Origin of the sequence: Cohnella suwonensis (assembly GCF_042655365.1) — a bacterium.
GTDB lineage: Bacteria > Bacillota > Bacilli > Paenibacillales > Paenibacillaceae > Cohnella > Cohnella suwonensis.
Window position 1 is genome coordinate 1 of the sequence record NZ_JBHSMH010000018.1, and the last position, 22,238, is coordinate 22,238.

Genomic DNA, 22,238 nt, shown 5'->3' on the forward strand with positions numbered 1-22,238 from the left:
GGATCTCTCCACCAGCTGCCCGTCAGCTACGAGGCGACTTGGCTCTTACCTCGACCGGACTTTCACCGGCTAGTTGTGCCTAACTTGGCTAGGCGCGCAGACGCAAAAAAAATCGCGGGGACAATCCCGCGACTTTCTTAATCGTTCAAACGTAATGTATCCATTCTGGCTTTGTTCACTTTCCTCTTTTCCTTGCGCTTCGCCTTGTAGGCGTTCAAGCTGTAACGGATCGGGAAGTAACAGAGCACGCCCAGTAAGATGCCGTCGACGACGCCTCCGACGATCAGCTTTAAGTTCGTGTACAGCAGATGATTGAACCACTCCGGGACGACCGGAATATGAATGCTGAGATGCTTCGGAAGAATCCAACCGCCCACCTTCGAATTCGGATACATCATCGGAATGTAGATGACTTTCCCGATGACGAAGCCGATCAAGGCAGCGGGCAAATTTCCCCTCAGCAAGTAACAAAGCGGAAAAATGAGCACGAACGCGAAGCCGAGCGTCGGCAACGTGAACATCTCGATGGCGAGACCTATCGCGAACCCCATCGCGACGATGGAGGCGCCGCCTTTCTCGCGAAGCAGCATCTTGTATTTGAACTTCAACCAGCGGCCGACACGGGTAAGACGTTGCTTCAATGGCATATGTTGCTCCTTCTCGGGGGCGAGACAAGACGTACAAGGTTGTTCGAAAAGCTCGCTTATGATCACGAAGTCGTTCTCGGTGCTGATAACCGAACTTTTTGAACTTTTACCTTAAGCTTTAGCTTCAACCGCCTTCGTCTTCACGTTCGGCAGCAGCTTGTTCGGATTGACCGTCCTTTGGATCGGCCAAGTGCCCGGATCCTTCGAATCGAATTGCTCCAAATAGGCGATGACTTCTTTCGTAAGCGCGGTCGGCGTAGACGCGCCTGACGTGACGGCGACTCTTTCCAGCCCCTTCAGCCAATCCAACTGGATTTCGGATACGTCCGCGACGCGATAAGCCGGCACGCCGGCGATCTCCTGCGACACTTGGGCAAGCCTGTTCGAGTTGTTGCTGCGCGGGTCTCCGACGACGATGCACAATTGGGCCTCGCCCGCCTGCTCCGCGACCGCTTCTTGACGAACTTGGGTCGCCAGGCAAATTTCGTTATGGATTTCCGCGGACGGAAACGCTTGGAGAAGCTGAGCCATCAGATGTTTGATGTCCCATTGGGACATCGTCGTCTGGTTCGTTATGATAATACGCGTCGAATCCAGTCGAAGTTTCGAAATATCTTCTTCCCGCTCGATCAAGTGCACGTGACCGGGAGCGATGCCGATCGCGCCTTCCGGCTCGGGATGATTTTTCTTGCCTATATAGATGACCTCGTAGCCGTCGCCGACTTTCTCGCGGATGAGATCGTGCGTCTTCGTCACGTCCGGACAAGTGGCGTCCACCACCGTCAGACCTTTCTCCTTTGCCCGGCTGCGGACTTCCGGAGATACGCCGTGCGCGGTGAAGATGACCGTGCCGCTCTCGATCTTCTCGAGGATTTCAAGCCTGTCGTTGCCGTCCAGCGTAATGATGCCTTCGTCCTTGAACGCTTCCGTGACGTGACTATTATGAACGATCATGCCCAAAATATAAATCGGCCGCGGAAGATCCAAGTTGCGCGCGGTTTGAATCGCGAGCACCATGGCGTCCACGACGCCGTAACAATAGCCCCTAGGGGAAATTTTGACGACTTCCATTGAATACGCCTGCTTTCTTGCCCGCCGGCCGGTTTCGTTGCTCCAGGACCTTGGACGTATAGACTCTTATTCTATTATAACGGATTCCGACAACCGAAGAAAGGCGACGGAAACGGCGAAGGCGACGATACCGTGAAAGATATCGTCGCCTTCTCTTATGCGCGGATTCATCGTCATGCGATCTGCTTCGGCGCCGAGACAGGCAGCCATAACGTAAACGCGGTACCTTCGCCGAGCCGGGTGCGCACTTCGAACTTGCCGCCATGCATGTCCGCGATCCATTTCGCGATGGACAGCCCCAGCCCCGTTCCCGACGTCTCCCCGCGGGATACGTCGACCCGGTAGAACCGTTCGAAGATGTGCGGAACTTCCTCCGTGCGTATGCCGATGCCCGTGTCGGCGACCGTCAAGCCGACCAGATCGCCGGAGCGCGACGCGTAAAGCTTCACCGAGCCCGAAGGCGTGTACTTGAAGCCGTTTTCGATCAGAATGAATAACAATTGGAGCAAATAATCCCGGTTGCCCCTCACTTGCACGCCTTCCAACGCTTCGAGCGGTCCGACCGACCATTCCGATTTGCGGGGAAGGAAGTACGCCCTGCGCGCAGCTTCCTCGGCCAGCGGACGCAATGACACGTCTTCCATCTCGACGGCGTATCCCGCATCGGCGCGGGCGAGGGCCAACAAATCGTTCACGAGCCGGCTCATTCTTCTGGCTTCGTCGGCGATATCCCGAATCGATTCCAGCGATATCTCTCGTTTGCCCTCGTCCGATAATGAAGCAGCGCCCGAAACATGCTCTTGAACCGCTTCGCTGGCCGCTTGGTTCGACGAGGCCGCATTCGACTCGTTCCATATTTTTTCCAAGAGATCGATATTGCCACGGATCGTCGTCAGCGGGGTGCGAAGCTCGTGGGACGCGTCCGATACGAATCGGCGCTGGGCGGCATTCGACTCTTCCAAGCTTTTGTACGCCCGCTCCACGCCGGAGATCATGCCGTTCAGCGTATCGGTCAACCTGCCGATCTCGTCGTTCGGGCGCTCCCGCGGAATGCGCAGGCTGAGCTCCGATCCGCCTTGAATGCGCTGCGCGGCTTGCGTTACCCGGTTGATCGGCGCCAGCGCTTTGCGGGAGAGGAACATGCCGATCAAGAACGCGGCGAATACGCCGGCGATGCCGGAAAACCACAATATGGAACGCAAACGGGAAAGAAATAGCAATTCCGGCCTCGAATACGCGCCGATTTGAAGCAATCCGACGACGTTATCGTTTAACTTCAACGGAGCCTCCATAATATAGAACGGAACGCCGTTCGCCACCGCGTTTACGAAACGAGGCTTCTCGAAACGAATTTGGTCTTGCTTCGGAAAATCGAAAGTAATCCCGTCGTTTTGGGCGCTAGGCATCATATTTCGCGACTTTTTGTCGACCGTGCCTTGCAACGAACCTGTATAATTCACGACTTGCATATAAATGTTGCTGTAAGTAATCCCTCTGGGAGTGTCCACTCTGACTTCGAGTTCCTGATCCGACGTAATACCGACGCCCGTCGCTTCGTAAGCTTGCTTCATCTGGTCCCGCAAGCCGCCCATCGTGTTGCTTTGCACGATACCGTAAATGATGATACCGAAAGCGATCATAGCTACCGCCAACAATCCCGAATACCACAACGTCAACCGTAGCCGGATGGACATCTCAGTTGTCTCCCTTCAGAACGTAACCGGCGCCGCGCACCGTCTGGATGAGACGTTTCTCCCCGCCCTCCTCGAGCTTCTGCCGGAGCATCGCGACGTACACTTCGAGCACGTTGGATTCTCCGCTGTAATCGTAGCCCCAGATTCGCTCCATGATGAGGTCCCGGGACAGCACCCTTCTCGGATTTTGCATGAACAGATGAAGCAGATCGAACTCCTTCGCCGTCAATTCGATCCGGCGATCGTTGCGAAGCGTTTCCCTTCCGTCCACGTCGAGGAGCAGATCTTCGTATTTGAACTGTCCGCCTTCCTCGGTCTTGTCCGGTCTTCTGCGCAACAGCGCCCTGACCCTCGCCATCAGCTCCTCCAAGGCGAAAGGCTTCACGAGGTAATCGTCCGCGCCCAAGTCGAGTCCGCGGACCCGGTCGGTCACGTCGTCTTTGGCCGTCAGCAGCAATACGGGCGAAGAAACCCCAGCCTCCCTCAGCCGGCGGCACACTTCCCAGCCGTCCATCTTCGGCATCATGACGTCTAGAATGACGAGATCCGCCTGACGTCCCGAAAGCAGCTTTAACCCTTCGGCCCCGTCCGGAGCCGTCGTCACTTCGTACCCTTCGAAAGCCAAGCTGCGCCTGAGCAGCGCCGTAATTTTCTCGTCGTCGTCGATGACCGTAATATGGGGTCTCACCGAAAATGCCTCCTCTTTACGCCGAAAAGCGGGATCACCTGCGATCGGCATCCCGCTTTTTCTCGGCTAGCGCGAATATTTATTGTTGCGTTTCGTAGTCGTTCTTGTCGCCGATCGTCACCGTAATTTCGATTTCCTTGCCGTTACGGAAGACGCTCAGCTTCGCTTTGTCCCCGACGTTCTTCTTCTGGATGGCGGCGATCAATTCCTCTTTGGTCTTGTATGCCGTACCGTCCATTTCCGTAATGACGTCGTATTGGCGTAAATCCGCTTTGTAAGCCGGCGTGTTGAACATGATTTCGCGGACGAACGAGCCCTTCGTGTTCTCGTCGATTTCAAGGCGGTTGGCGATGTCCGGCGTTACGTCCGCCAAAGTCGCTCCGATGAACGGAACCGGCTTCTGCGGGATTTTGGTGTTGCTCTTCAAGTTGTCGAGCACTTCCGTGATCGTGCTCGTCGGAATCGCGAAGCCGATGCCTTGCGCTTGGGAGCTGACGGCCGTGTTAATGCCGATGACTTCGCCCTGCAAGTTCAGCAGCGGACCGCCCGAGTTGCCCGGGTTGATCGATGCGTCGGTTTGCAGCAGATGTTCGTAGTTACGCGTGCCGTTCGTATCCGGAATGCTGATCTTGCGTTCATTGGAGCTAAGCACGCCGACGGTCACCGTATGCTCGAAGCCGTAAGGGTTGCCGATCGCGACGACCCAATCTCCCATGTTCAGGCTGGACGAATCTCCGATCTTCAATGTCGGGAAGTCGTTGCCTTCGATCTTCAGCACCGCCAAGTCGAGCTCGTAGCTGGAACCGAGCAATTTCGCCGTGTACGGCTTCTCGTGGCCTTCGATCGTAACCGTGATCTTGTTTGCGCCGTTAATGACGTGCTGATTCGTCAAGATGTAACCGGTCGAGTCGAAAATGAAGCCTGATCCCATGCCGCTCGGCTGGGCGTCTTGTTGGGTATCTTGTTGACCGTTTCCGTCGGCGCCGTTATCCCCGTTGCCGCCGTTGCCGTTACCGTATTCGTCGCCGAAAAATTGGCGGAAGAAGTCGTCGTCCCACATGCTGTCGCCGTTGTTTTGCTGCGCTGCCGCGTAAGTCTCGATTTTGACGACCGCCGGGGACGATTGCTCGAATATTTTCGCGATATTGTTCGGACGCACGACATCCCCCGCGTTGTTGACCGGATTGCTGACGGGTTTGGCGGAAGCTTCCTGCGCTTGCGACGAGCCGGAGATCGAGGCCTCGGAGAACCAATCTTGCTTATCGGCAGCGTACATCAAGCCTCCGACCGCGATGACGCCCGCCAAGAAAGCCGCGAACACGGCGCGAAGCGAGGAACGCTTCGGAGGCTTGGCTCCCCAGTCGCCGCGGGCCGCGCCGCCCGAGACGGTGAACGGCCGGTATTCCTTGGACGGAGCGGACGCGATGTCGATCGTCGTCTGTTGCTCCGCGGGAAGGGACTCGCTCGGGCCGTATACCGGAGAAGAAGTTCCCGGGCCGCCGAACGGTCCGAACGTGTACGGCTCGCTTTCTCTGCGGGCTTCGGCGTACGGGTCCGATTTCTTCTCCTGGTCATATGCGGAGCCTTGCAGCTCTTCGTTTTTCTTGTTTTGATCATCCATGTAGGGATTGCCTCCTCGCGCCGCGGTCGCCGGCGACGTTCTGAACTTCATATTCGTATCATAAACGAGTTTCCTTAAAACTATCTTAAACCTTACTGAAGCCCAAGTAAAAGCAAGGAAAATTCCAGCGAACGTCCGGTCGCAAAGAAACGGCACTCGCGTGCCGTTCCGGTTACCGCGGATATAACGTTTCCGCTTCGTTCAATTTGGACTTCGCCTTCTCGATCCAATGGCTCTCGATTTCCGCGTCGGGATCGACCGGATCGGAAAATTGATCCAATAGCGGTCCCATCGACCGGGTATGCATTTCGGGATCCAAGCCTTCGTTATAAATATGCTTCAGCACGTACGGGTTCCCGAACTGGATGCGAGTACCGCTTCGGGGCGCTTCGCTGTCCAGGTTGCCGACCGTCACATCGAACGGGAGGCGAAGCCATACTTTGTTCGCGCCGTCCAAGGCGCAATCGAAGGAGCCGTGATCGAAGTCCCAATTGCCTCCTAGCGTGAAGCCGTGCTCTTGCAGCGCTTCTTTCGACTCCAGGTAATCGCCGACCTGCGAAGTAAGCGACGAGGAAAGAGTGTGCACTTAGGGAAACCCCCTTTTTCTCACTAGTCCGAGTTCCGACAGGCCGAATTCCGGCGCTTTCGAACGACTTTTACTAGCGTTTCCCCGGTCTGCCGAATTATCCTTCCCTCGCCCACCCTTTGCGATGGGCATAGATGGCAAGCTGCGTCCGATCGTCGAGCTCGCACTTCATAAGCAGGTTGCTGACATGGGTTTTCACCGTCTTGATGCTGATGTGGAGCTCGTCGCCGATGTCTTTGTTCGACTTGCCCTCGGCGATCAGCAGAAGCACTTCCTTCTCCCGCTCCGTCAGCCCTTCCGCTTCGTTGCTCGCGGAACGTTGCCGCAGACCGCGGGTGAGCGCCTGCGAGACGTCCCCGCTCATCACCGGCATATTCTTGACCGCGCCCTGCAGGGCGAAGATCAATTCTTCCGCCGATACCGTCTTCAGCACGTAACTGACGGCGCCGCTCTCGATCGCCTCGACGACTTTCTCGTCCTCGAGGAAGCTCGTCAGAATGACGACCCGCAACTCCGGACGAAACGCGAGCAACGCGCGCGTCGCTTCGACGCCGTTCATGTCCGGCATCATCAAGTCCATCAAGACGAGATCCGGCGCGCGGTCCGCGAATTCGCCCCGCCGAAAGGCTTCGACGGCTTCCTTACCGCTGCCGGATTCGCCGACGACCTCGAACCTCGGATCCAACGATAAATAAGTCCGCAATCCTAATCTGACCATTTCATGATCGTCCACGATCCATACTTTCCACTTGACTGGCGATGCTTCGGACATCCTTGCGTTCCCCCTTCATGTACAGCCTCTCTTAAGCGCGATCGAATATCGGCAACGACACTCTAACGCGCGTTCCCGAGCCCGGCTTCGTCACGATTTCCGCTTCGCCGCCCAGGCGTTGCGCCCTCTCCCTCATCGTCGACAATCCGTAGGCGCCCGATCTGACTTGTTCGCTTCTAAAGCCCGCTCCGTCGTCCTCTATCGATAACGTCGCTTGCTTCCCCGCGATGCCGAGCAGCAATCGGACGCGCTTCGCCTCCGCGTGTTTCACGACATTGGCCATCGCTTCTTGGATAATGAGAAACAGCTGATGCTCCTTCGCCTCGGATAACCGAACGGTAAGCTGCAATTCGAGCGTTCCTTGCAAGCCGTTCTGCCTGCAATAATCCGGGAACCAACGATCGACCGCCTCTTCCAGCGTCCTGCCTTGCAGCTCTAACGGTCTGAGCTGGGCGATCAAGCCTCTCATTTGTTTCTGCGCGGTCGACGACATGCCGATCAATTGATCCATCACTTGCCGGGCATGGTCCATGTCCCGCTCGACCAACATAGGCAGCGAGGAAGCCGACATATGCAAAGCGAACAGCTGCTGGCTTACCGTGTCGTGCAAATCCCGGGCCAACCGCTTCCTTTCTTCCAGCACGGCGCTTTCCTGCAATGTCGCGTCTTCGGTGATTTCCCTTTCGCCCAGCTCCTGCAGCAGCTTCATTCGCGCTTCCAACCTGCAAAGCAGTTCGTTGAACTCCCGGTTCGCGCCGGAGAACGCGTCTCCTTGCTGAACCGGAAGTCTCGATTCCCAGTTGCCGGCGGCGGCCTGCTTCATCGCCAGCTCCAATTGGTCCAGCTTGCGCTGATTCCGTTGCCCGATCCAATAACCGATGCCCGCTTGCCCGATGACGACGACGCTGGTCCATCCGAACCACGAATCCGCTTCGGGCGCGCCCGACGCCATCCTGACCCATCCGTAATAGATCGCGCTTAATAATAGAAAGGAAAGAATACCGGAGAGGATGACGTCCTCCCACTTGCCCGCCCTTACCCGAACCCTACCCAGCATGCCGTTAACCTACCTTCGTCACGCGCACGTCGCCGATCAAGCTGCTGACGATGAGCACGACCCTTTTATCCGAATCCGAATAGCCCGGCGTCGAAATCGTCACTTGATTAAAGAGACCTTCGCGCTTCTGTCCGAGCACCTTCACGTCGCCGATCAAACAATTCGATTCGACCAGGATGCCGACGCCGATATCGTTAGGAACGTACACTTTCACGTCCCCGATGAATGACGAGATGTTGATTTTCGTTTCGCCGACGGGAATTTGCGCTTTCGTCAAATCCAGCGTCGTATCCCCGATAAAATGCGAGATGTTCATCGGCCGAAGCTCCCAGTAGTCGGTTCCGAAATGCGCGTCGCCGATAAATCGGGAATAATGATGCCTCTTCCAATGAGGGTCTTCCCGGCGATCTCGGCGGTCATTCCAAGCTTCCCCGCCTATATCGTAATCTCCGTATTCTCGGTGACCGGCCGGATTCGGTTTGCGGTCGCTTTCCTTCTCGAGAGACACTTTCGGCTTAAGCTCTTCCCGATCGAGCTCGTTCCATTCCGGCGGCGCCGGGGGAGGACCCGAAGGCGCGGACGACGGCGGCACGAACGAATTCCACTTGTCGCGGATTTTGTCCCGCTCCCTGCGGCGCCATCCCCTGTCTCTTCTAAAGATCATGCATAAGCCGGCAATGATAATGACGATCGGCCCGAACGTTCGGAATACGTTGAAATCCTCGTCGAACCACATCATGTTCCTGCCCAAGAAATAGAAGCCGGCCACGATGACGATACCGTTCCACCAGCCCGACTGCTGCATCAAAATGCCCTGCAAGCCGAAAATAATCAACAATACCGGCCAAAAGTCCGAAAACAGTTGCCCGATGCTTATGCTTGTCACGCCAAGCTGATTCAAAAGGAAGACAACGCCGATCGCGACGACGACGATGCCCCATAGCAGCCTTTGCGCCGATGAAGATTGCATGCTCGCTCCTCCAATTTTGCCGATGTTCGATTTATAGCTTCAGTATAGCGAATCATGCCGTCGGTCGGACAGCGGCGAGGGGCGTAAGTCCATCTCGGTCTATAGACGGAGGCGTAAGCCAAGCCAAGGGTTCTGTATGTCATTTATTATTACATTATCCGTTGACTTAGGTAACTCTCCACTATATAATGAGTTCGAATTTCCACAACTTATGTTAGATATTCACTATAACGCTAGGGGTTGTTGCTATGGATATTGCTCAAGTATCGCAAGGGTTGGACACGGTATGGGTCGTCCTGACCGCGGCGATGATCCTGCTCATGGAAGGCGGCTTCGCCTTGCTGGAAGCCGGATTCGTCCGACAGAAGAACGCCGTCAGCATTATCATGAAAGTATTCGTAGACATCGCGTTCGGCGCGCTCGTCTATTACGCGATCGGTTTCGCCTTCATGTACGGCAGCGACAAAGGCAATTGGATCGGTTTATCCGGCTTTTTCATGGGAGGAGACCTGTCGCACCTTCCATCGAACATTTCCCACGATACGTTCTGGCTATTTCAGAGCGCGTTCGTCATCGCCGTCATCTCCATCGTCTCGGGCGCCGTGGCCGAACGCATTCATTTCAAAGCCTATATTCTGCTCACGATTCTCATGACCGGCATCATCTATCCGATCTCCGGGCATTGGATTTGGTCTCCGAACGGCTGGCTCGCGAAGCTCGGCATGGTCGACTTCGCCGGGTCGGCCGCGATCCACGCGCTCGGAGGCTTCGCCGCGCTCGCCGCCGCCATCTTCATCGGACCTAGAATCGGCAGGTTCGGAGCGGACGGCAAAGTCAACATCGTCCCTCCGTCCAACTTGCCGCTCGCTTCCGTAGGCGCATTCATTCTATGGTTCGGCTGGTTCGGCTTCAACTCCGGAAGCACGCTCAGCGCGACGAACCCCGCCATCGGCCATATCGCGGTCACGACGATGCTCGCTTCCGCCGCCGGTTGCGCCGTCTGCATTCTGTTCACGATGATGCGTTATCGCAAAGCGGATCCGCCGATGGTCATCAACGGCGCCCTCGCGGGGCTCGTCGGCATCACCGCCGGATGCGCGTTCGTCTCCGACGCCGCCGCCATCCTGATCGGAGCCGTATCCGGCATCGCGATGGTGCTCGCCAGCGAATGGCTGGAAGGACGGAAAGTCGACGATCCGGTCGGCGCCTTCGCCGTTCACGGCATCAGCGGCAGCATCGGCACGATCGCCGTCGGCCTATTCGCCATGCCCGGCACGACCGCGTATACGGGATTGTTCTACGGCGGCGGATGGCGATTGCTCGGCGTGCAGGCGCTCGGCCTCGTCGTCGTCGCGGCATGGGGCTTCGCCCTCGCTTGGCTCTCCCTGTTGCTGATCAAGAAATTCATGCCCGTCCGCGTATCGAGAGACGAAGAATTGATCGGGCTCGACGTGGGCATTCACGGCGTTCCCGCTTACAGCCTAGAGCACGACTTCCTGGACGTCGACAAGCTCAGACAGCAACCTTAACCCTCTCTCCGATCCGCAACCTGACAAAAAGGCTCATCATCCGCCAAACTCCGGCGATGATGAGCCTATTCTTTTCGCGACTATGCGCGCTCGCGCTATCCCATAAGTTCCGGCAGATCGGCAGGCAACGCCCCGTCGAGCATCTCTTGGTACTTCGCGGCTTCCGCCCTCAGTTCCCTGGCTTTCTCGAGCGGCTTCTTCACGTAATGAATGTACTCGACGGCGATATGATGATCCGGCTTCTTCCCGCTAAACATCTTGCGGAACGCGGACATCGCGCGATAAGCTTGCTCCTCCAGCCGAACCCTTCGTTCGTAACGTTCGACCATCTGTTCGATTTCCGCGATTTCTTGTTCCCGCTTGGAGATCAACGCCTTCAGCAAAGAATGAACCTCCGCGGCTTTCTTTCGGGAAACTTTATGCCCCGGCAACGATGATATCGGCTCCATCATGATAGGTCACCTGCCTGTCTTCCGTTATCTTTTGTTACATTACCCCTATCATAACGGAAATTTCGCATTTTGAGAACCTATAATGGCAATTTAATTGTCATGAAATCACAATATCGATCCCGACAACACCGAATGCCGATCCATCGACGCGCTTCAATGGCATGGATACCGTCACGCACGGTTTTTTCGTTATGGCCGATATGTACGCGTCGGATACGAACGTCTCGCCCGCCATCGCGCGCTTCCACCATTCCCGCCCTCTCGCGTTCAGCAAGCCTGCTGAGGGTTCCGAGTATACGAACGAACCGTCGCTTCGATTGGACCAGATCGCCTCCATACCCGCCGACCGGCGAAGCAGTCCGCCGAGCAACTCCCGATGAGCTTCCTCCGTCATTCCCGCGAGCGCTTGATCGGACGATAACGCGAGCAGCAATTCGGTCCACTTCTCCGTATCCGCCTTGACGGCCCCATCCCACAATCGGCCTCCGGCATTCTGCACCGCGGCGACAAGCTCGTCGGACGAGCCTTTCAACTGTACCGATACCCGGCCGAGATTGCCGATCTCGATCCGCTGCTTCTCATTCTGTTCCAGCGTTTGGTCGACGCTTTCCATCGTGACGGCGACCGATTCCACGACATCCTCCAGCATCCCGCTGGCGGCGGTCGTCCTCTCCGCCTGCTCGACGGCGAAATCCATCGTACGGACGACGTGTTCCTCCACCTTCAGGAAGGAATTGAATATGACGTCCATCTTTTCCCTGGTACGATTCATTTCGCTCAGCCCGAGAGCAACGGACTGCTTCTCCCTCTCAACGGAACCGACGACTTGCCGGATGCCTTCTCCGATGCTGTTCACGATGCCCGTCGAGCGCTTGACCGCTTGTCCGCTCTGATCGGCCAGCTTCCTGATTTCCTGCGCAACGACCGAGAAGCCTCTCCCATGCTCGCCGGCATGGGCCGCTTCGATAGCCGCGTTCAACGCGAGAAGCGACGTCTGCGTAACGATTTCCTGTATCAACTCGTTGATTTCGCCGATCTTCGACGCTTGAGCGATTAGCTCGTTCACCCGCGACTCCATCGTTCCGTGATTTTTGGACAAGTCGTTCATCACTTCGTCGGTATGGTTCAGCGATTTGCACACTTCAACGACGACATCCCGCGTTTCGCGACTTTGGGAGCTGAGCTCTTCCGTCGCGCCGCGGATTTCCTGAGAAGCCGCGGACACTTCCTGCAAGGCCGAGAACGCTTCCTCCAAGCGAGCCATCGCCGCCTTGCCGTTCCCCCGCAGCTTCTCCTCCTGCACGGACGTCCGGTTCGCGATCTCGTCCAATTGGCTCGTACTGGAATCAACTTCAGACACCGCCGCTTGCAGCCGATCCGAGATAACGACGGCTTCCTCGATCATGCGCCTAAGCGCCTCGGGCTTCGATTCGTCCGCGGAGCGATCTCGTTCCGGCATGGCGTCTCCGGTGTCCGGGCTCGAAATCCACGAATTGCGATTTTCTTTCCGATAGCTCTTCAACCATCGCTGCCATTGCGCCATCTCTCATCACTCCAACGAATAAATGTCAAGTTGTGTTAATTTTCCTCACATTATAACCCGTATTTCGACAAAAAGAAAGGGACCTTTAGGGTCCCTCTCCAAAATTCATATCGTTTCGAATCGATTTCTTCGTAAAACTTAACACAACATTGACGTTATTTGCCGATTAGCGATTCGATTGGTTGTTTTTCTGCGCCGTTTTACTCGTCGCGTTGCTGACGGCATTCGCATCCGAAGCGAATTCCGCCTGGTAGGCATTCGCGTTGCCGAGTTTTTGCTTCTTATTCTTTGCCACCGTTTACCTCACCTCCACCCCTAGGATGGGCAGAGAGGAAATGCTTTATGTATGCGCGCGGCTTGCGGGGTTACCCCTTGAACAGGATCTTGATTTTCGCTTTGCTGCGATGGATTCGCGCCTTGACCGTGCCGACGGGCAGTTGCAGCACAGATGCGATCTCGGCGTCCTTCAGCCCGTAATAGAACTTGTACAACAGCAACGTTCTCGTCACCGGATCCAACAAACCGAGCAGCTCGGTCAATTCCGCCATCGATTCCGGATCGGTGTCCGTCCGCGCGCTGGCGTATTCGGCTTCGGGTCGATCGTCGAAGCTTTCGTGCCGCCTTCTGGCCCGGTTCGCGTTCGAGGCCAAGTTGGACGCGATCGCTTTCGCCCACGGGATCAGCTTGTCCTTCTCCCGCAACGTCGACCTCTTCTCGAGGATGCGGACCCAGGCTTCCTGCACGACATCGCCCGCATCGTTCTTGTGCCACAGCTTATGGCGCACGACTTTCAGCATCTGGGCATACAATTCGCCCAACAATTCATCTTCCGACCAGAACGCTTCTTGATTATTAGAATCTTGAAGAAAGTTCATGCGTCCCGCCACTCCTATTGGAAACATGATTGCAAGTATTATTATTCTATCATACGCGCGAGAAAAAGAGAATATATTCCATTTAATAGGAAATTATCGACAAATAACGACTTTGAAAGCGCTTGCTACTAGATGATGTAAAAAGCCCGCTAACCGAGGCTAGCGGGCTAAACTTCATGCGATCGCCGAGCGTTTAGTCGACGCGTTTGGAAATGATATCTCCGGTAATGCGGGCGACGAATTGCTCGACCGTCTCCGCGCCGAGGTCGCCTTCCCCGCGCCTGCGCACGGAAACCGTGCCGTTCGCGGACTCGTTCTCGCCGATGACGAGCATGTAAGGGATTTTCTCCAATTGCGCTTCGCGGATCTTGTACCCGAGCTTCTCGTTGCGCAGATCCGATTCGACGCGAACGCCGGCCAAGCGGAGCTTCTCTTCCACTTGCTTGACGTAAGGCTCGTATACCGGGTTAACCGGAATGAGCTTCGCCTGCACCGGCGTGAGCCATACCGGCAATGCGCCCGCGAAGTTCTCGAGCAAGAACGCGGTCATGCGTTCCATCGTGCTGATGATGCCGCGGTGAATGACGACCGGACGATGCTTCTTGCCGTCGTCCCCGACGTACTCGAGTTGGAACCGTTCCGGCAACAAGACGTCGAGCTGGGCCGTGGAAAGCGTCTCTTCCTTGCCGAGCGCGGTTTTGATCTGTACGTCGAGTTTCGGTCCGTAGAACGCCGCTTCGCCTTCCGCTTCGAAGAAAGGAAGATCCAGCTCTTCGACGACTTCGCGGAGCATGCGCTGGGAGTTTTCCCACATCTCGTCGTCCGGCCAGTACTTCTCCGTATCCTTTGGATCTCGGTACGACAGTCGGAACCGGTATTCCTTGATGCCGAAGTCTTCGTACACTTGGCGGATCAAGTTCACGACGCGCGTGAATTCTTCCTTGATCTGATCCATCCGGCAGAAAATATGCGCGTCGTTCAGCGTCATCGCCCGAACGCGGTGCAAGCCGGTAAGCGCCCCGGACATTTCGTATCGGTGCATCGTGCCGAGTTCGGCGATCCGCAGCGGCAGGTCTCGGTAGCTGCGCATGTCGCTTTTGTATACCATCATGTGGTGAGGGCAGTTCATCGGGCGCAGGACGAGTTCCTCGTTATCCAACGCCATCTTAGGGAACATGTCTTCTTGATAGTGCTCCCAGTGTCCGGACGTTTTGTACAGCTCGACGTTGGCGAGAACAGGCGTATAGACGTGCGTATAGCCGAGGCGCTCTTCCAAGTCGACGATGTATCGCTCAAGCGTCTGGCGAACTTTCGCGCCGTACGGAAGCCATAGCGGCAAGCCTTGTCCCACCTCGCGGGAGAACGTAAACATTTTGAGCTCGCGGCCAAGCTTGCGGTGATCGCGTTTCTTCGCTTCCTCCAGGAAGTGAAGATGCTCGTCCAATTCCGCTTTCTTGACGAAAGCCGTGCCGTAAATCCGCTGCAGCATTTTGTTTTTGCTGTCCCCGCGCCAGTACGCGCCGGCCACGCTCAGCAGCTTGAACGACTTGATTCGGCCCGTGGACGGCAAGTGAGGTCCGCGGCACAAGTCTAAAAATTCGCCTTGGTCGTAGATCGTGATCGCGACGCCTTCAGGCAACGAGCTGATCAGATCGATTTTGTAAGGGTCCGCGATTTCCTCGAAAATGCGGAGCGCTTCTTCGCGGCTCACTTCGCGGCGGGTAATCGGCAAGTTCTCCTTGACGATCTTCTCCATTTCCTTCTCTATCTTCTCCAGATCCTCGGACGATACCGATTGCTCCATGTCGATATCGTAGTAGAAGCCGTCCTCGATGACCGGACCGATGCCTAACTTGACGTTATCCGCTCCGTAGATGCGCTTGATCGCCTGCGCCAGCAAGTGCGCCGTGCTGTGGCGCATGACCTCGAGGCCGTCTTTGCCGTCGAGCGTGACGATCTCCAGCGCGACGTCGCCTTCGATGGGCGTATTCAGATCGACGACCTTGCCGTCGATTTTGCCGACGACGGCGTTTTTCTTCAAGCCCGGGCTGATCGAGAACGCGACGTCTTCGACCGTTACGCCCGCCTCGTAAGAGCGGATCGCGCCATCCGGCAGTTTTACTTGGATTGACATGGATATTCCTCCGTTTCGAATATGGCAACAAAAAAAAGCACCTCGTCCCGAAAGGGACGGGTGCTCTTGCGTGCGGCCCGTGGTTCCACCCTCCATTAACCGGCTTGAAACGCCCGGTACTCTGGCATGGGATATCGGTCATGACCCGGCAAGGAATACTGACGCGAATGTATCGCGCGTTCATCCCGCAGCTCGAAAGGGGTCGACGCGGGCGGTTTCGGAAGGAACTTGCAGCCAAGGTTCCTCTCTCTGTGCCGTCCATCTCCAGCATCGGTGTCTTTCTCATCGCTTTAAAGGTTGTTCAAAAAGTCCGATTTCGATCACGAAGTGAATCAGGAAGCTCTTATTCGACGTCGAATCTTGAATTCAGCTGATAACCGAACTTTTTGAACTTCCAATTATGTTGTGGATTGATACGGTAAATTATATCGAGACGCGGTCTCGGAGTCAATAGAAGGCCGACACCATTGCGGCCGCCGCCCCATACCGCCGTCGTCTCCGATCAGTGCGCCGGTTGCTCGGGGTACACGGCGGCCCGGTCGCCGAATATGCCGACGATCGTGCGGATGACTTGGGATTCGGGCTCCGGCGTATGGATGTAAAGCTGTCTAGGCGATGCCGCGAGGAGCTGGCTGACGACTCGGCTCTCTTCTTCCTGTTCCCCCGGATCGATCCGCTCCTCCGACGCCGCACGGTCTTCCCCATCCGCCGCTCCCTCCCCGAGAGGCCTCATTTCCTCGTCCAGCAACCGGAAAGCGTGGCCTCCCGCGTGAAGGACGTGAACCGCCGACGTCCGGGTCTCCTGCCACTCCACCATTGACTTCAGCAAAGTCATGAATTCCTGGTACTGACGCTCCATCATTCGTTCCTCTATGGCCGTCTCCGCCGCCTCCTGAACTTCCGCGCGGTAATCCCCCAGCCGGAACCGGAGAAATCCGTCCAAATGCAACCGACCATGGTCTTCTAAATAATGGGAATAGCGAATCGCAAGCTTCTGCAACCTGCGCTCGCGCCCCCTGCCGATCCAATTCTCGCCCGCTTCCGGTTCGCCGTCCAACAGCGATACCGTCTCGGCGATCAACAGATCGGTTTCCATTTCGTCTCGCAAGCCGAAGCGTCCGCGAAAAAAAGTCCGGAGAAGCGACGGTTCCTGATCGTAAAGCGTATATTCGGCGAGCACCCTTCCGACCCGATCGCAATAGCTTTTCTTGTTCTGGGGCTCGGGTCCCAAAGGGAACTGGCAGCGGATCATCCCGTCCTCCCGGCACAGCTCCCATTCCACGCTGCCGACCGGAGGTTCGTTGCCGACGGGCGTCCGGTTCAGCATGGCGGCCAGCCGCTCGAGCGAAGGCGTATCGTTCCCGTGCGCAAAGACGAATTCCACTTTTTCCAACTCGTCACCTCCATGCTCAAACCTTGATACTAACTATATGGTGACCCAAAAAGGGATATACGATGGGGCTCCCGTTATGGTATATTTTATGGAGTTTGAATCGGAAAGGAAGTTCGTATGTCTTTGCCTTCGCTTGAAATCAATCAGGAACGGTGGAATCGCATTCTCCTGAAGAGCTATTGGATCGTGCTTCTTCTGTCCGTCCTGGTCGAATGCGCCTTTCTCATGGTCACGAAACTTTCCGCGGGCGACTTCGTCGCGAAATACATTTTCCGACCGACTATTCTCTTGACCTTGATCATATCGCTTGCCGAGCTCGGCGTTAGGCGATTGTCCAAGCATCACGATTACGTCATGATTACCGCCGCCACTCTCCTCACCGTCTCGATCAGCGCCATTCACTCCGGTTTGCAATATATTATGTTTTTCCTCTTCTTCCCGGTTATGATCAGCATCTTTTACTTCCAATCCAAGAAATTGCTTTATGCCGTCTTGAGCACGATCGTCTCGCTTTTGCTGCTTCATACTTTCAACGGCGTCATCCACGAACGCGTCAGTTATCCGAGCTTGCTCGCCATGATGGTGCTGCTCCTGATCTATTGCGGCGTCGCCTTCGGCATTCTCGCCCGCGGGAAAGAAATTCTGATGCGCCTGCGTACCTCTTACGAGTCGAACCAAGAGCTTCTCGTTCGAACGATCATGATGGACAAGCTGGCCAAGACCGACGCCTTGACGGACACCTACAACCATATGGCTTATCACGAGTATTCCGACTACCTGACCGTTCAGGCGGACGCCGGAAGTATGTCTCTGTTCCTCGCCGTCATGGACATCGACAATTTCAAGAAGGTGAACGATACCTTCGGACATAAAGCCGGAGACTCGGTGCTGAGAAGCGTTGCCGCGATCGCCCGCGCGAAAGTCGGCAGCAACGATATCGTTGCCCGGTACGGCGGAGAGGAATTCGTCGTGCTCTTCGCCGAGAAGAGTTTCCAAGAGGTATACGACATCGTCGAAGACATTCGCAAGTCGATCGCCGCGACGAGCCAGGAAGCATTGCTCGGCTCGAACGTGACCGTCAGCATCGGATTGAACGACTATGCGGCCGGCATGGGCAAAGAAGCGCTGTTTCACGGGGCGGACGTCGCTCTCTACGACGCCAAGCGCTCGGGCAAGAACAAGACGTCGCTGTCCGAATCGCTCGCCCTTAAGGCGATGCAACAAAGCCCGTAACCGACAAAAAAGGAACGGCCGCCGAAGAGGCGCCGTTCCTTTTTCGTTGCGATCCGTTCCGTCAATTCTGCATGACGTAGTCTTTCGATACCGTGTCGTTCTCGTTGTATATTTTGATCGTCTCGTATTTCGTGTTCCGTTGCGCCGGTATTTTGCCGGATTCGCGGATGAGCTTAAGAATGAGTTCGATGTTGACCTTATGCGTCGTACCGGCGGCCGAGACGACGTTCTCTTCGATCATCGTGCTTCCGAAATCGTTGCATCCGTAAGAGAGCGACAACTTGCCTACTTCCGGCCCCATCGTGACCCAAGACGATTGGAAGTTATCGATGTTGTCGAGGGCGATCCGGCTGATCGCGAGCGTCTTCAAGTATTCCTCCGGCGTCGCTTTTTCGCGCTTCATGTTCGTGTTGTCCGGTTGGAACGTCCACGGAATGAAAGCGAGAAAGCCCGGAGAAGGGTAGCCGTTGTTCAAGCACTCGTCTTGCGCCTCGCGCACGCGGAGCAAGTGAAGCGCGCGCTCCTCCATCGACTCGCCGAACCCGATGACCATCGTCGCCGTCGTGTTCATGCCGATCTTGTGCGCCGTCGTCATGACGTCCATCCAATCGCGCCACGACCCTTTAAGCCGGCTGATTTTCTTGCGCGTACGGTCGTCCAGAATTTCGGCGCCGCCGCCGGGAAGAGAGTCGAGTCCCGCTTCGTGCAATTGGCGAACGACGTCTTCCAAAGGAATGTTCCCGGCGACGACTTGCATTTTGCGGATTTCCGCGGGAGAGAACGAATGCATCGTAATTTGCGGGAATCGAACCTTGATAGCGCGCAGCAAGTCCAGGTAATAACTGAAAGGCAAGTCCGGATTCGTCCCGCCTTGCATCAGGATTTCCGTGCCCCCGACGTCGACCGTCTCCTGGATTTTCTGGAAAATCGTCTCGTCCGGCAAGACGTAACCTTCCTTCGATCCCGGCGGGCGATAGAACGCGCAGAAGCGGCAGTACACGTCGCAGAAGTTCGTGTAGTTGATGTTGCGGCCGACGACGAACGTCGTAATCGGATCCGGGTGTTTCTTGAGCATCAGCAAATTCGCCGTATGCCCCATCTTCTCTATTTGATCGCTTTCGTACAACGCAACGATGTCCTCCAATTGCAACCTGTTGCCTTGCAAAGCGCCTTCCAATATCCGGTCCACGTGACTCATGTCAGGACCCTCCTTCGTACGTAACTAAATTCACAAGCGCTTATCCCATCGTAACATAAAAACACCGCGGCAGTCACCCTAGGAGGCGACCAAACCGCGGCGTTGCTGAATTTTGGCTTTCGTTTCCTGAAACATGCCGCGTTCGTGCTCGTACAGGAGGACGTCGGGTCTCGCGAAATAAAAACCTTGCCCCATGCTGACGTCGAGCTTGAACAGCATATCGGCTTCTTCCTCGCGTTCCACGCCTTCCGCCACGATGTCGCAGTTGATCTCCCGGGCGGCCGTGACGATCGCGCGCAGCAACGATTCCTTGACCGCTTCCCGGTCCACGTGGCGAATGACCGAGCGATCGATCTTGATCAGCTCCGGAACGAGCTCCCCGATCCAATGCAGGCCGGAATAGCCGGATCCGGCATCGTCGACGGCGAACCGGAACCCGTGCTTCCGGTACTTGCGCAAAATCTCGATCATGGAAGCCATGTCCGTAATCTGATGGCGTTCCGTAATCTCGAAATACACTTGTTGCGGGCAGAGCGGTTGCTGCTTCTCCAAGCACTGGAGGACATGGGAGAGAAACAACGGATGGGAAAGCGTGCTCGCCGTGACGTTCAGGAATACCGGCTCGCGTATGCCGCGGGCCGAGATCTCTTCCAATGCGCGCTTGACGACGAGAAACTCCAGCCTGCTGAGCATGCGGGCTTGCGACGCGAATCGGAACAGCTCGTCCGGCAAGTGAAGCGGCGAACCTTCCGGTCCTCTCGTCAGTATTTCCCAGCCGTGAACGTCTCCGCTCGTCAAGTTCATAATCGGCTGGGCCAATACGGATATCGAACCTTGTTCGAGCAGCTGCTCCATCTGCTGCCGAAGATGCTCCATCTGCGGCGTCAGAATGCCGGTCGCGACGGCGAGCGCCGATTGATAGCCGTCCCGGAGCGCTTTCTTGGCGCCATCGGCCCGATAATCCGGCTTGATCGCGACGGTAGCGACGATGACTTTCATGCAGTGCCGCCATTCCGGCTGGTGGCCGGCAAGGCCGATTTCCAGCTCCGAACGAATCGTCTCGATGCGATATCGATCGGAGTCGGCAGCCCCGGTCGCGGACGGGAGACTTACTTCCCGTTCGGTCAACAAAATGAAGTCCATCTTGTCCGCTTGGTCGACGGCGACGATCCGGCTATCGCCGAAGGCGTCCCTCGCGGCCAATCGCAAGTGCCTGCGGCAACAATCTTGCAAGCTTTCCCACACCTCCTCGGGGATGTCGTCCCGCAATTGGGAGAAATCAAGACGATAAAGCGTCAGATCGCAAGAAGCTTTCTTGCGCAAACTCTTGTCCAATAAGGAGACGGAAGGACGACGCAGCGTGAAATCCGGCGGAAAATACTTATAGGTGCGATCGGGCATCAGCGACTTGATCGTAAGTAAAAGCCTGTCGATGAGCGTCTGGAAGTTCACTGTGTCCATCATCCTTGTGAGGGTAGTGGTAGATTTCCATTATTGTAGCATGATTCCCGTTCTCATAATAGACAAAATTACCAAAAAGACCGCAAGAAAACCGAATATTCTCGCGGCCTTTTCCTATTTTATTCGGATCGAGCGAACGCGTTGGCGGCGTTCGCGAATTTCTCCAGCGCTTCGAGCAGCAACGACCGCGGGCATGCGAGATTGACTCGCAAAAAGCCCTCTCCTTGCTTGCCGAAGACCGAGCCTTCGCTGAACGCGACGCCGGCTTCGTCGAACATGAGCTTCTTCAGCTCTTGCGGCTTGCCGGATATCGCGGCGCAGTCCAGCCAGACGAGGTACGTCGCCTCCGGGCGGATCACTTTGACTTGCGGGAGATGCTTCCCGAGGTAGTCGACGAGCGCGTCCAGATTACCTTCCAAGTAGACGAGCAGCTGTTCGAGCCATTCTTCGCCGTGGTTGTAGCTGCTGACGACGGCCGTAAGGCCGAAGAAGCTTTCCATATGGATCGACAGCGTCTTCAGCAGCGCGTTGTACTTGCGGCGGATTTCCGCGTTCGGAATAATGACGCTGGCCGTCTGCAAGCCCGCGAGATTAAACGTCTTGCTCGTCGCGATGCAAGTCGCCGAATGCTGCGCGAACTTGTCGGACAGCGATGCGTAAGGAATGTGCTTATGTCCGGAAAACACAAGGTCCTGATGGACTTCGTCCGCGACGACGAACAATCCGTATGCGTCGCAGATTTCGCCGATGCGCTCCAGTTCCTCCCGCTTCCATACCCGTCCGCCCGGATTGTGGGGCGAACAGAGAAGGAGCATTTTCGCGCCCGCTTTCGCCTGTTGCTCCAGCAGCTCGAAATCGATCCGGTATTGCCCGTTCTCTAGTACGAGCGCGTTGTCGACGACGGTGCGGCCGTTCATCTTGATGACGTCGTAGAACGGGTAGTAAACGGGCGATTGCAGGATGATGCCGTCGCCCGGCTCCGTCAGGGCAAGCACGAGCAGGCTGAGCGCGGGAACGACGCCCGGGCTCGACGTGATCCAATCCTGTTCGATCTTCCAGCCGTGCCGGCGATCCAGCCAGCCGCCGACCGCGTCGTAATAGTCCTGAGTGCGGAACGTGTAGCCGTACATGCCGATATCCGCCCTCCGCTTAATCGCTTCGACGACTTCCTTCGGCGCTTCGAAGTCCATGTCGGCGACCCACAGCGGCAATATATCGGCGTGACCGAACAGCTTCTCCGATTGATCCCATTTGTAAGAAGCCGTTCCCGTCCTGTCTATTCTTTTGTCGAAATCGTATTTCACGTTGACGTCC

Annotated in this window: 20 protein-coding genes; 2 read left to right on the forward strand and 18 right to left on the reverse strand. The window is 56.3% G+C overall.

Annotation, left to right across the window (positions count from 1 at the left end; genetic code table 11):
• Positions 1–137 precede the first annotated feature (137 nt).
• The 9 genes from ACFPPD_RS08110 to liaF all read right to left on the reverse strand — a co-directional run bounded on the left by ACFPPD_RS08110 (position 138) and on the right by liaF (position 9,106).
• A complete protein-coding gene (locus ACFPPD_RS08110) occupies positions 138–647 on the reverse strand; it encodes a DUF2062 domain-containing protein (RefSeq protein WP_209750703.1) in 510 nt (169 codons plus the stop codon).
• Between the two features lie 111 nt (positions 648–758).
• Positions 759–1,718 carry a 4-hydroxy-3-methylbut-2-enyl diphosphate reductase gene (locus tag ACFPPD_RS08115; protein WP_209750701.1) on the reverse strand — a complete coding sequence of 320 codons (960 nt, stop codon included), beginning with the start codon at positions 1,716–1,718 and terminating at the stop codon, positions 759–761.
• Between the two features lie 173 nt (positions 1,719–1,891).
• Positions 1,892–3,412 carry a sensor histidine kinase gene (locus ACFPPD_RS08120; RefSeq protein WP_209750699.1) on the reverse strand — a complete coding sequence of 507 codons (1,521 nt, stop codon included), beginning with the start codon at positions 3,410–3,412 and terminating at the stop codon, positions 1,892–1,894.
• Position 3,413: 1 nt separating this feature from the next.
• Positions 3,414–4,100 (reverse strand): response regulator transcription factor, encoded by a 687-nt coding sequence (locus ACFPPD_RS08125; protein WP_378081804.1) that lies wholly within the window; start codon positions 4,098–4,100, stop codon positions 3,414–3,416.
• Positions 4,101–4,179: 79 nt separating this feature from the next.
• Positions 4,180–5,721, reverse strand: a complete 1,542-nt coding sequence (locus ACFPPD_RS08130; protein ID WP_209750696.1) for a S1C family serine protease — start codon at positions 5,719–5,721, stop codon at positions 4,180–4,182.
• A 172-nt stretch (positions 5,722–5,893) separates the two neighbouring features.
• Positions 5,894–6,307 carry a YugN family protein gene (locus ACFPPD_RS08135; RefSeq protein ID WP_209750694.1) on the reverse strand — a complete coding sequence of 138 codons (414 nt, stop codon included), beginning with the start codon at positions 6,305–6,307 and terminating at the stop codon, positions 5,894–5,896.
• Between the two features lie 97 nt (positions 6,308–6,404).
• Entirely contained in the window at positions 6,405–7,079 is a 675-nt protein-coding gene (locus ACFPPD_RS08140) for a response regulator (RefSeq protein ID WP_209750692.1), read from the reverse strand.
• Between the two features lie 31 nt (positions 7,080–7,110).
• A complete protein-coding gene (locus ACFPPD_RS08145; RefSeq protein ID WP_209750690.1) occupies positions 7,111–8,136 on the reverse strand; it encodes a sensor histidine kinase in 1,026 nt (341 codons plus the stop codon).
• Positions 8,137–8,140: 4 nt separating this feature from the next.
• Complete coding sequence (gene liaF, locus ACFPPD_RS08150) at positions 8,141–9,106, reverse strand: cell wall-active antibiotics response protein LiaF (protein ID WP_209750688.1); 966 nt, start codon at positions 9,104–9,106, stop codon at positions 8,141–8,143.
• Positions 9,107–9,354: 248 nt separating this feature from the next.
• On the opposite strand from liaF, the gene ACFPPD_RS08155 reads away from it, so the two are divergent.
• Positions 9,355–10,635 (forward strand): ammonium transporter, encoded by a 1,281-nt coding sequence (locus tag ACFPPD_RS08155; RefSeq protein ID WP_209750686.1) that lies wholly within the window; start codon positions 9,355–9,357, stop codon positions 10,633–10,635.
• A gap of 95 nt (positions 10,636–10,730) precedes the next feature.
• Here ACFPPD_RS08155 and ACFPPD_RS08160 read toward each other — a convergent pair whose 3' ends face one another.
• The 6 genes from ACFPPD_RS08160 to ACFPPD_RS08185 form a co-directional block, all read right to left on the reverse strand.
• Positions 10,731–11,087 (reverse strand): hypothetical protein, encoded by a 357-nt coding sequence (locus ACFPPD_RS08160; protein WP_209750685.1) that lies wholly within the window; start codon positions 11,085–11,087, stop codon positions 10,731–10,733.
• 97 nt (positions 11,088–11,184) lie between these two features.
• Positions 11,185–12,630, reverse strand: a complete 1,446-nt coding sequence (locus tag ACFPPD_RS08165; protein ID WP_209750683.1) for a methyl-accepting chemotaxis protein — start codon at positions 12,628–12,630, stop codon at positions 11,185–11,187.
• A 166-nt stretch (positions 12,631–12,796) separates the two neighbouring features.
• A complete protein-coding gene (locus ACFPPD_RS08170; RefSeq protein ID WP_378081808.1) occupies positions 12,797–12,925 on the reverse strand; it encodes a hypothetical protein in 129 nt (42 codons plus the stop codon).
• Positions 12,926–12,995: 70 nt separating this feature from the next.
• Positions 12,996–13,505, reverse strand: a complete 510-nt coding sequence (locus ACFPPD_RS08175; protein WP_209750681.1) for an RNA polymerase sigma factor — start codon at positions 13,503–13,505, stop codon at positions 12,996–12,998.
• A gap of 193 nt (positions 13,506–13,698) precedes the next feature.
• Positions 13,699–15,639, reverse strand: a complete 1,941-nt coding sequence (gene thrS, locus ACFPPD_RS08180) for a threonine--tRNA ligase (protein ID WP_209750679.1) — start codon at positions 15,637–15,639, stop codon at positions 13,699–13,701.
• Between the two features lie 502 nt (positions 15,640–16,141).
• Positions 16,142–17,023, reverse strand: a complete 882-nt coding sequence (locus ACFPPD_RS08185) for a putative sporulation protein YtxC (protein WP_378081832.1) — start codon at positions 17,021–17,023, stop codon at positions 16,142–16,144.
• A 126-nt stretch (positions 17,024–17,149) separates the two neighbouring features.
• Between ACFPPD_RS08185 and ACFPPD_RS08190 the strand changes: the two genes are divergently transcribed.
• Positions 17,150–18,265 carry a GGDEF domain-containing protein gene (locus tag ACFPPD_RS08190; RefSeq protein ID WP_209750675.1) on the forward strand — a complete coding sequence of 372 codons (1,116 nt, stop codon included), beginning with the start codon at positions 17,150–17,152 and terminating at the stop codon, positions 18,263–18,265.
• Between the two features lie 61 nt (positions 18,266–18,326).
• On the opposite strand, the gene mqnC is transcribed toward ACFPPD_RS08190, so the two are convergent.
• The 3 genes from mqnC to ACFPPD_RS08205 all read right to left on the reverse strand — a co-directional run bounded on the left by mqnC (position 18,327) and on the right by ACFPPD_RS08205 (position 22,228).
• Positions 18,327–19,463 (reverse strand): cyclic dehypoxanthinyl futalosine synthase, encoded by a 1,137-nt coding sequence (mqnC, locus tag ACFPPD_RS08195; RefSeq protein ID WP_209750673.1) that lies wholly within the window; start codon positions 19,461–19,463, stop codon positions 18,327–18,329.
• A gap of 78 nt (positions 19,464–19,541) precedes the next feature.
• Positions 19,542–20,924, reverse strand: a complete 1,383-nt coding sequence (locus ACFPPD_RS08200) for an EAL domain-containing protein (RefSeq protein WP_378081813.1) — start codon at positions 20,922–20,924, stop codon at positions 19,542–19,544.
• A 119-nt stretch (positions 20,925–21,043) separates the two neighbouring features.
• Positions 21,044–22,228 carry a MalY/PatB family protein gene (locus ACFPPD_RS08205; RefSeq protein ID WP_209750670.1) on the reverse strand — a complete coding sequence of 395 codons (1,185 nt, stop codon included), beginning with the start codon at positions 22,226–22,228 and terminating at the stop codon, positions 21,044–21,046.
• Between the last annotated feature and the right edge of the window lie 10 nt (positions 22,229–22,238).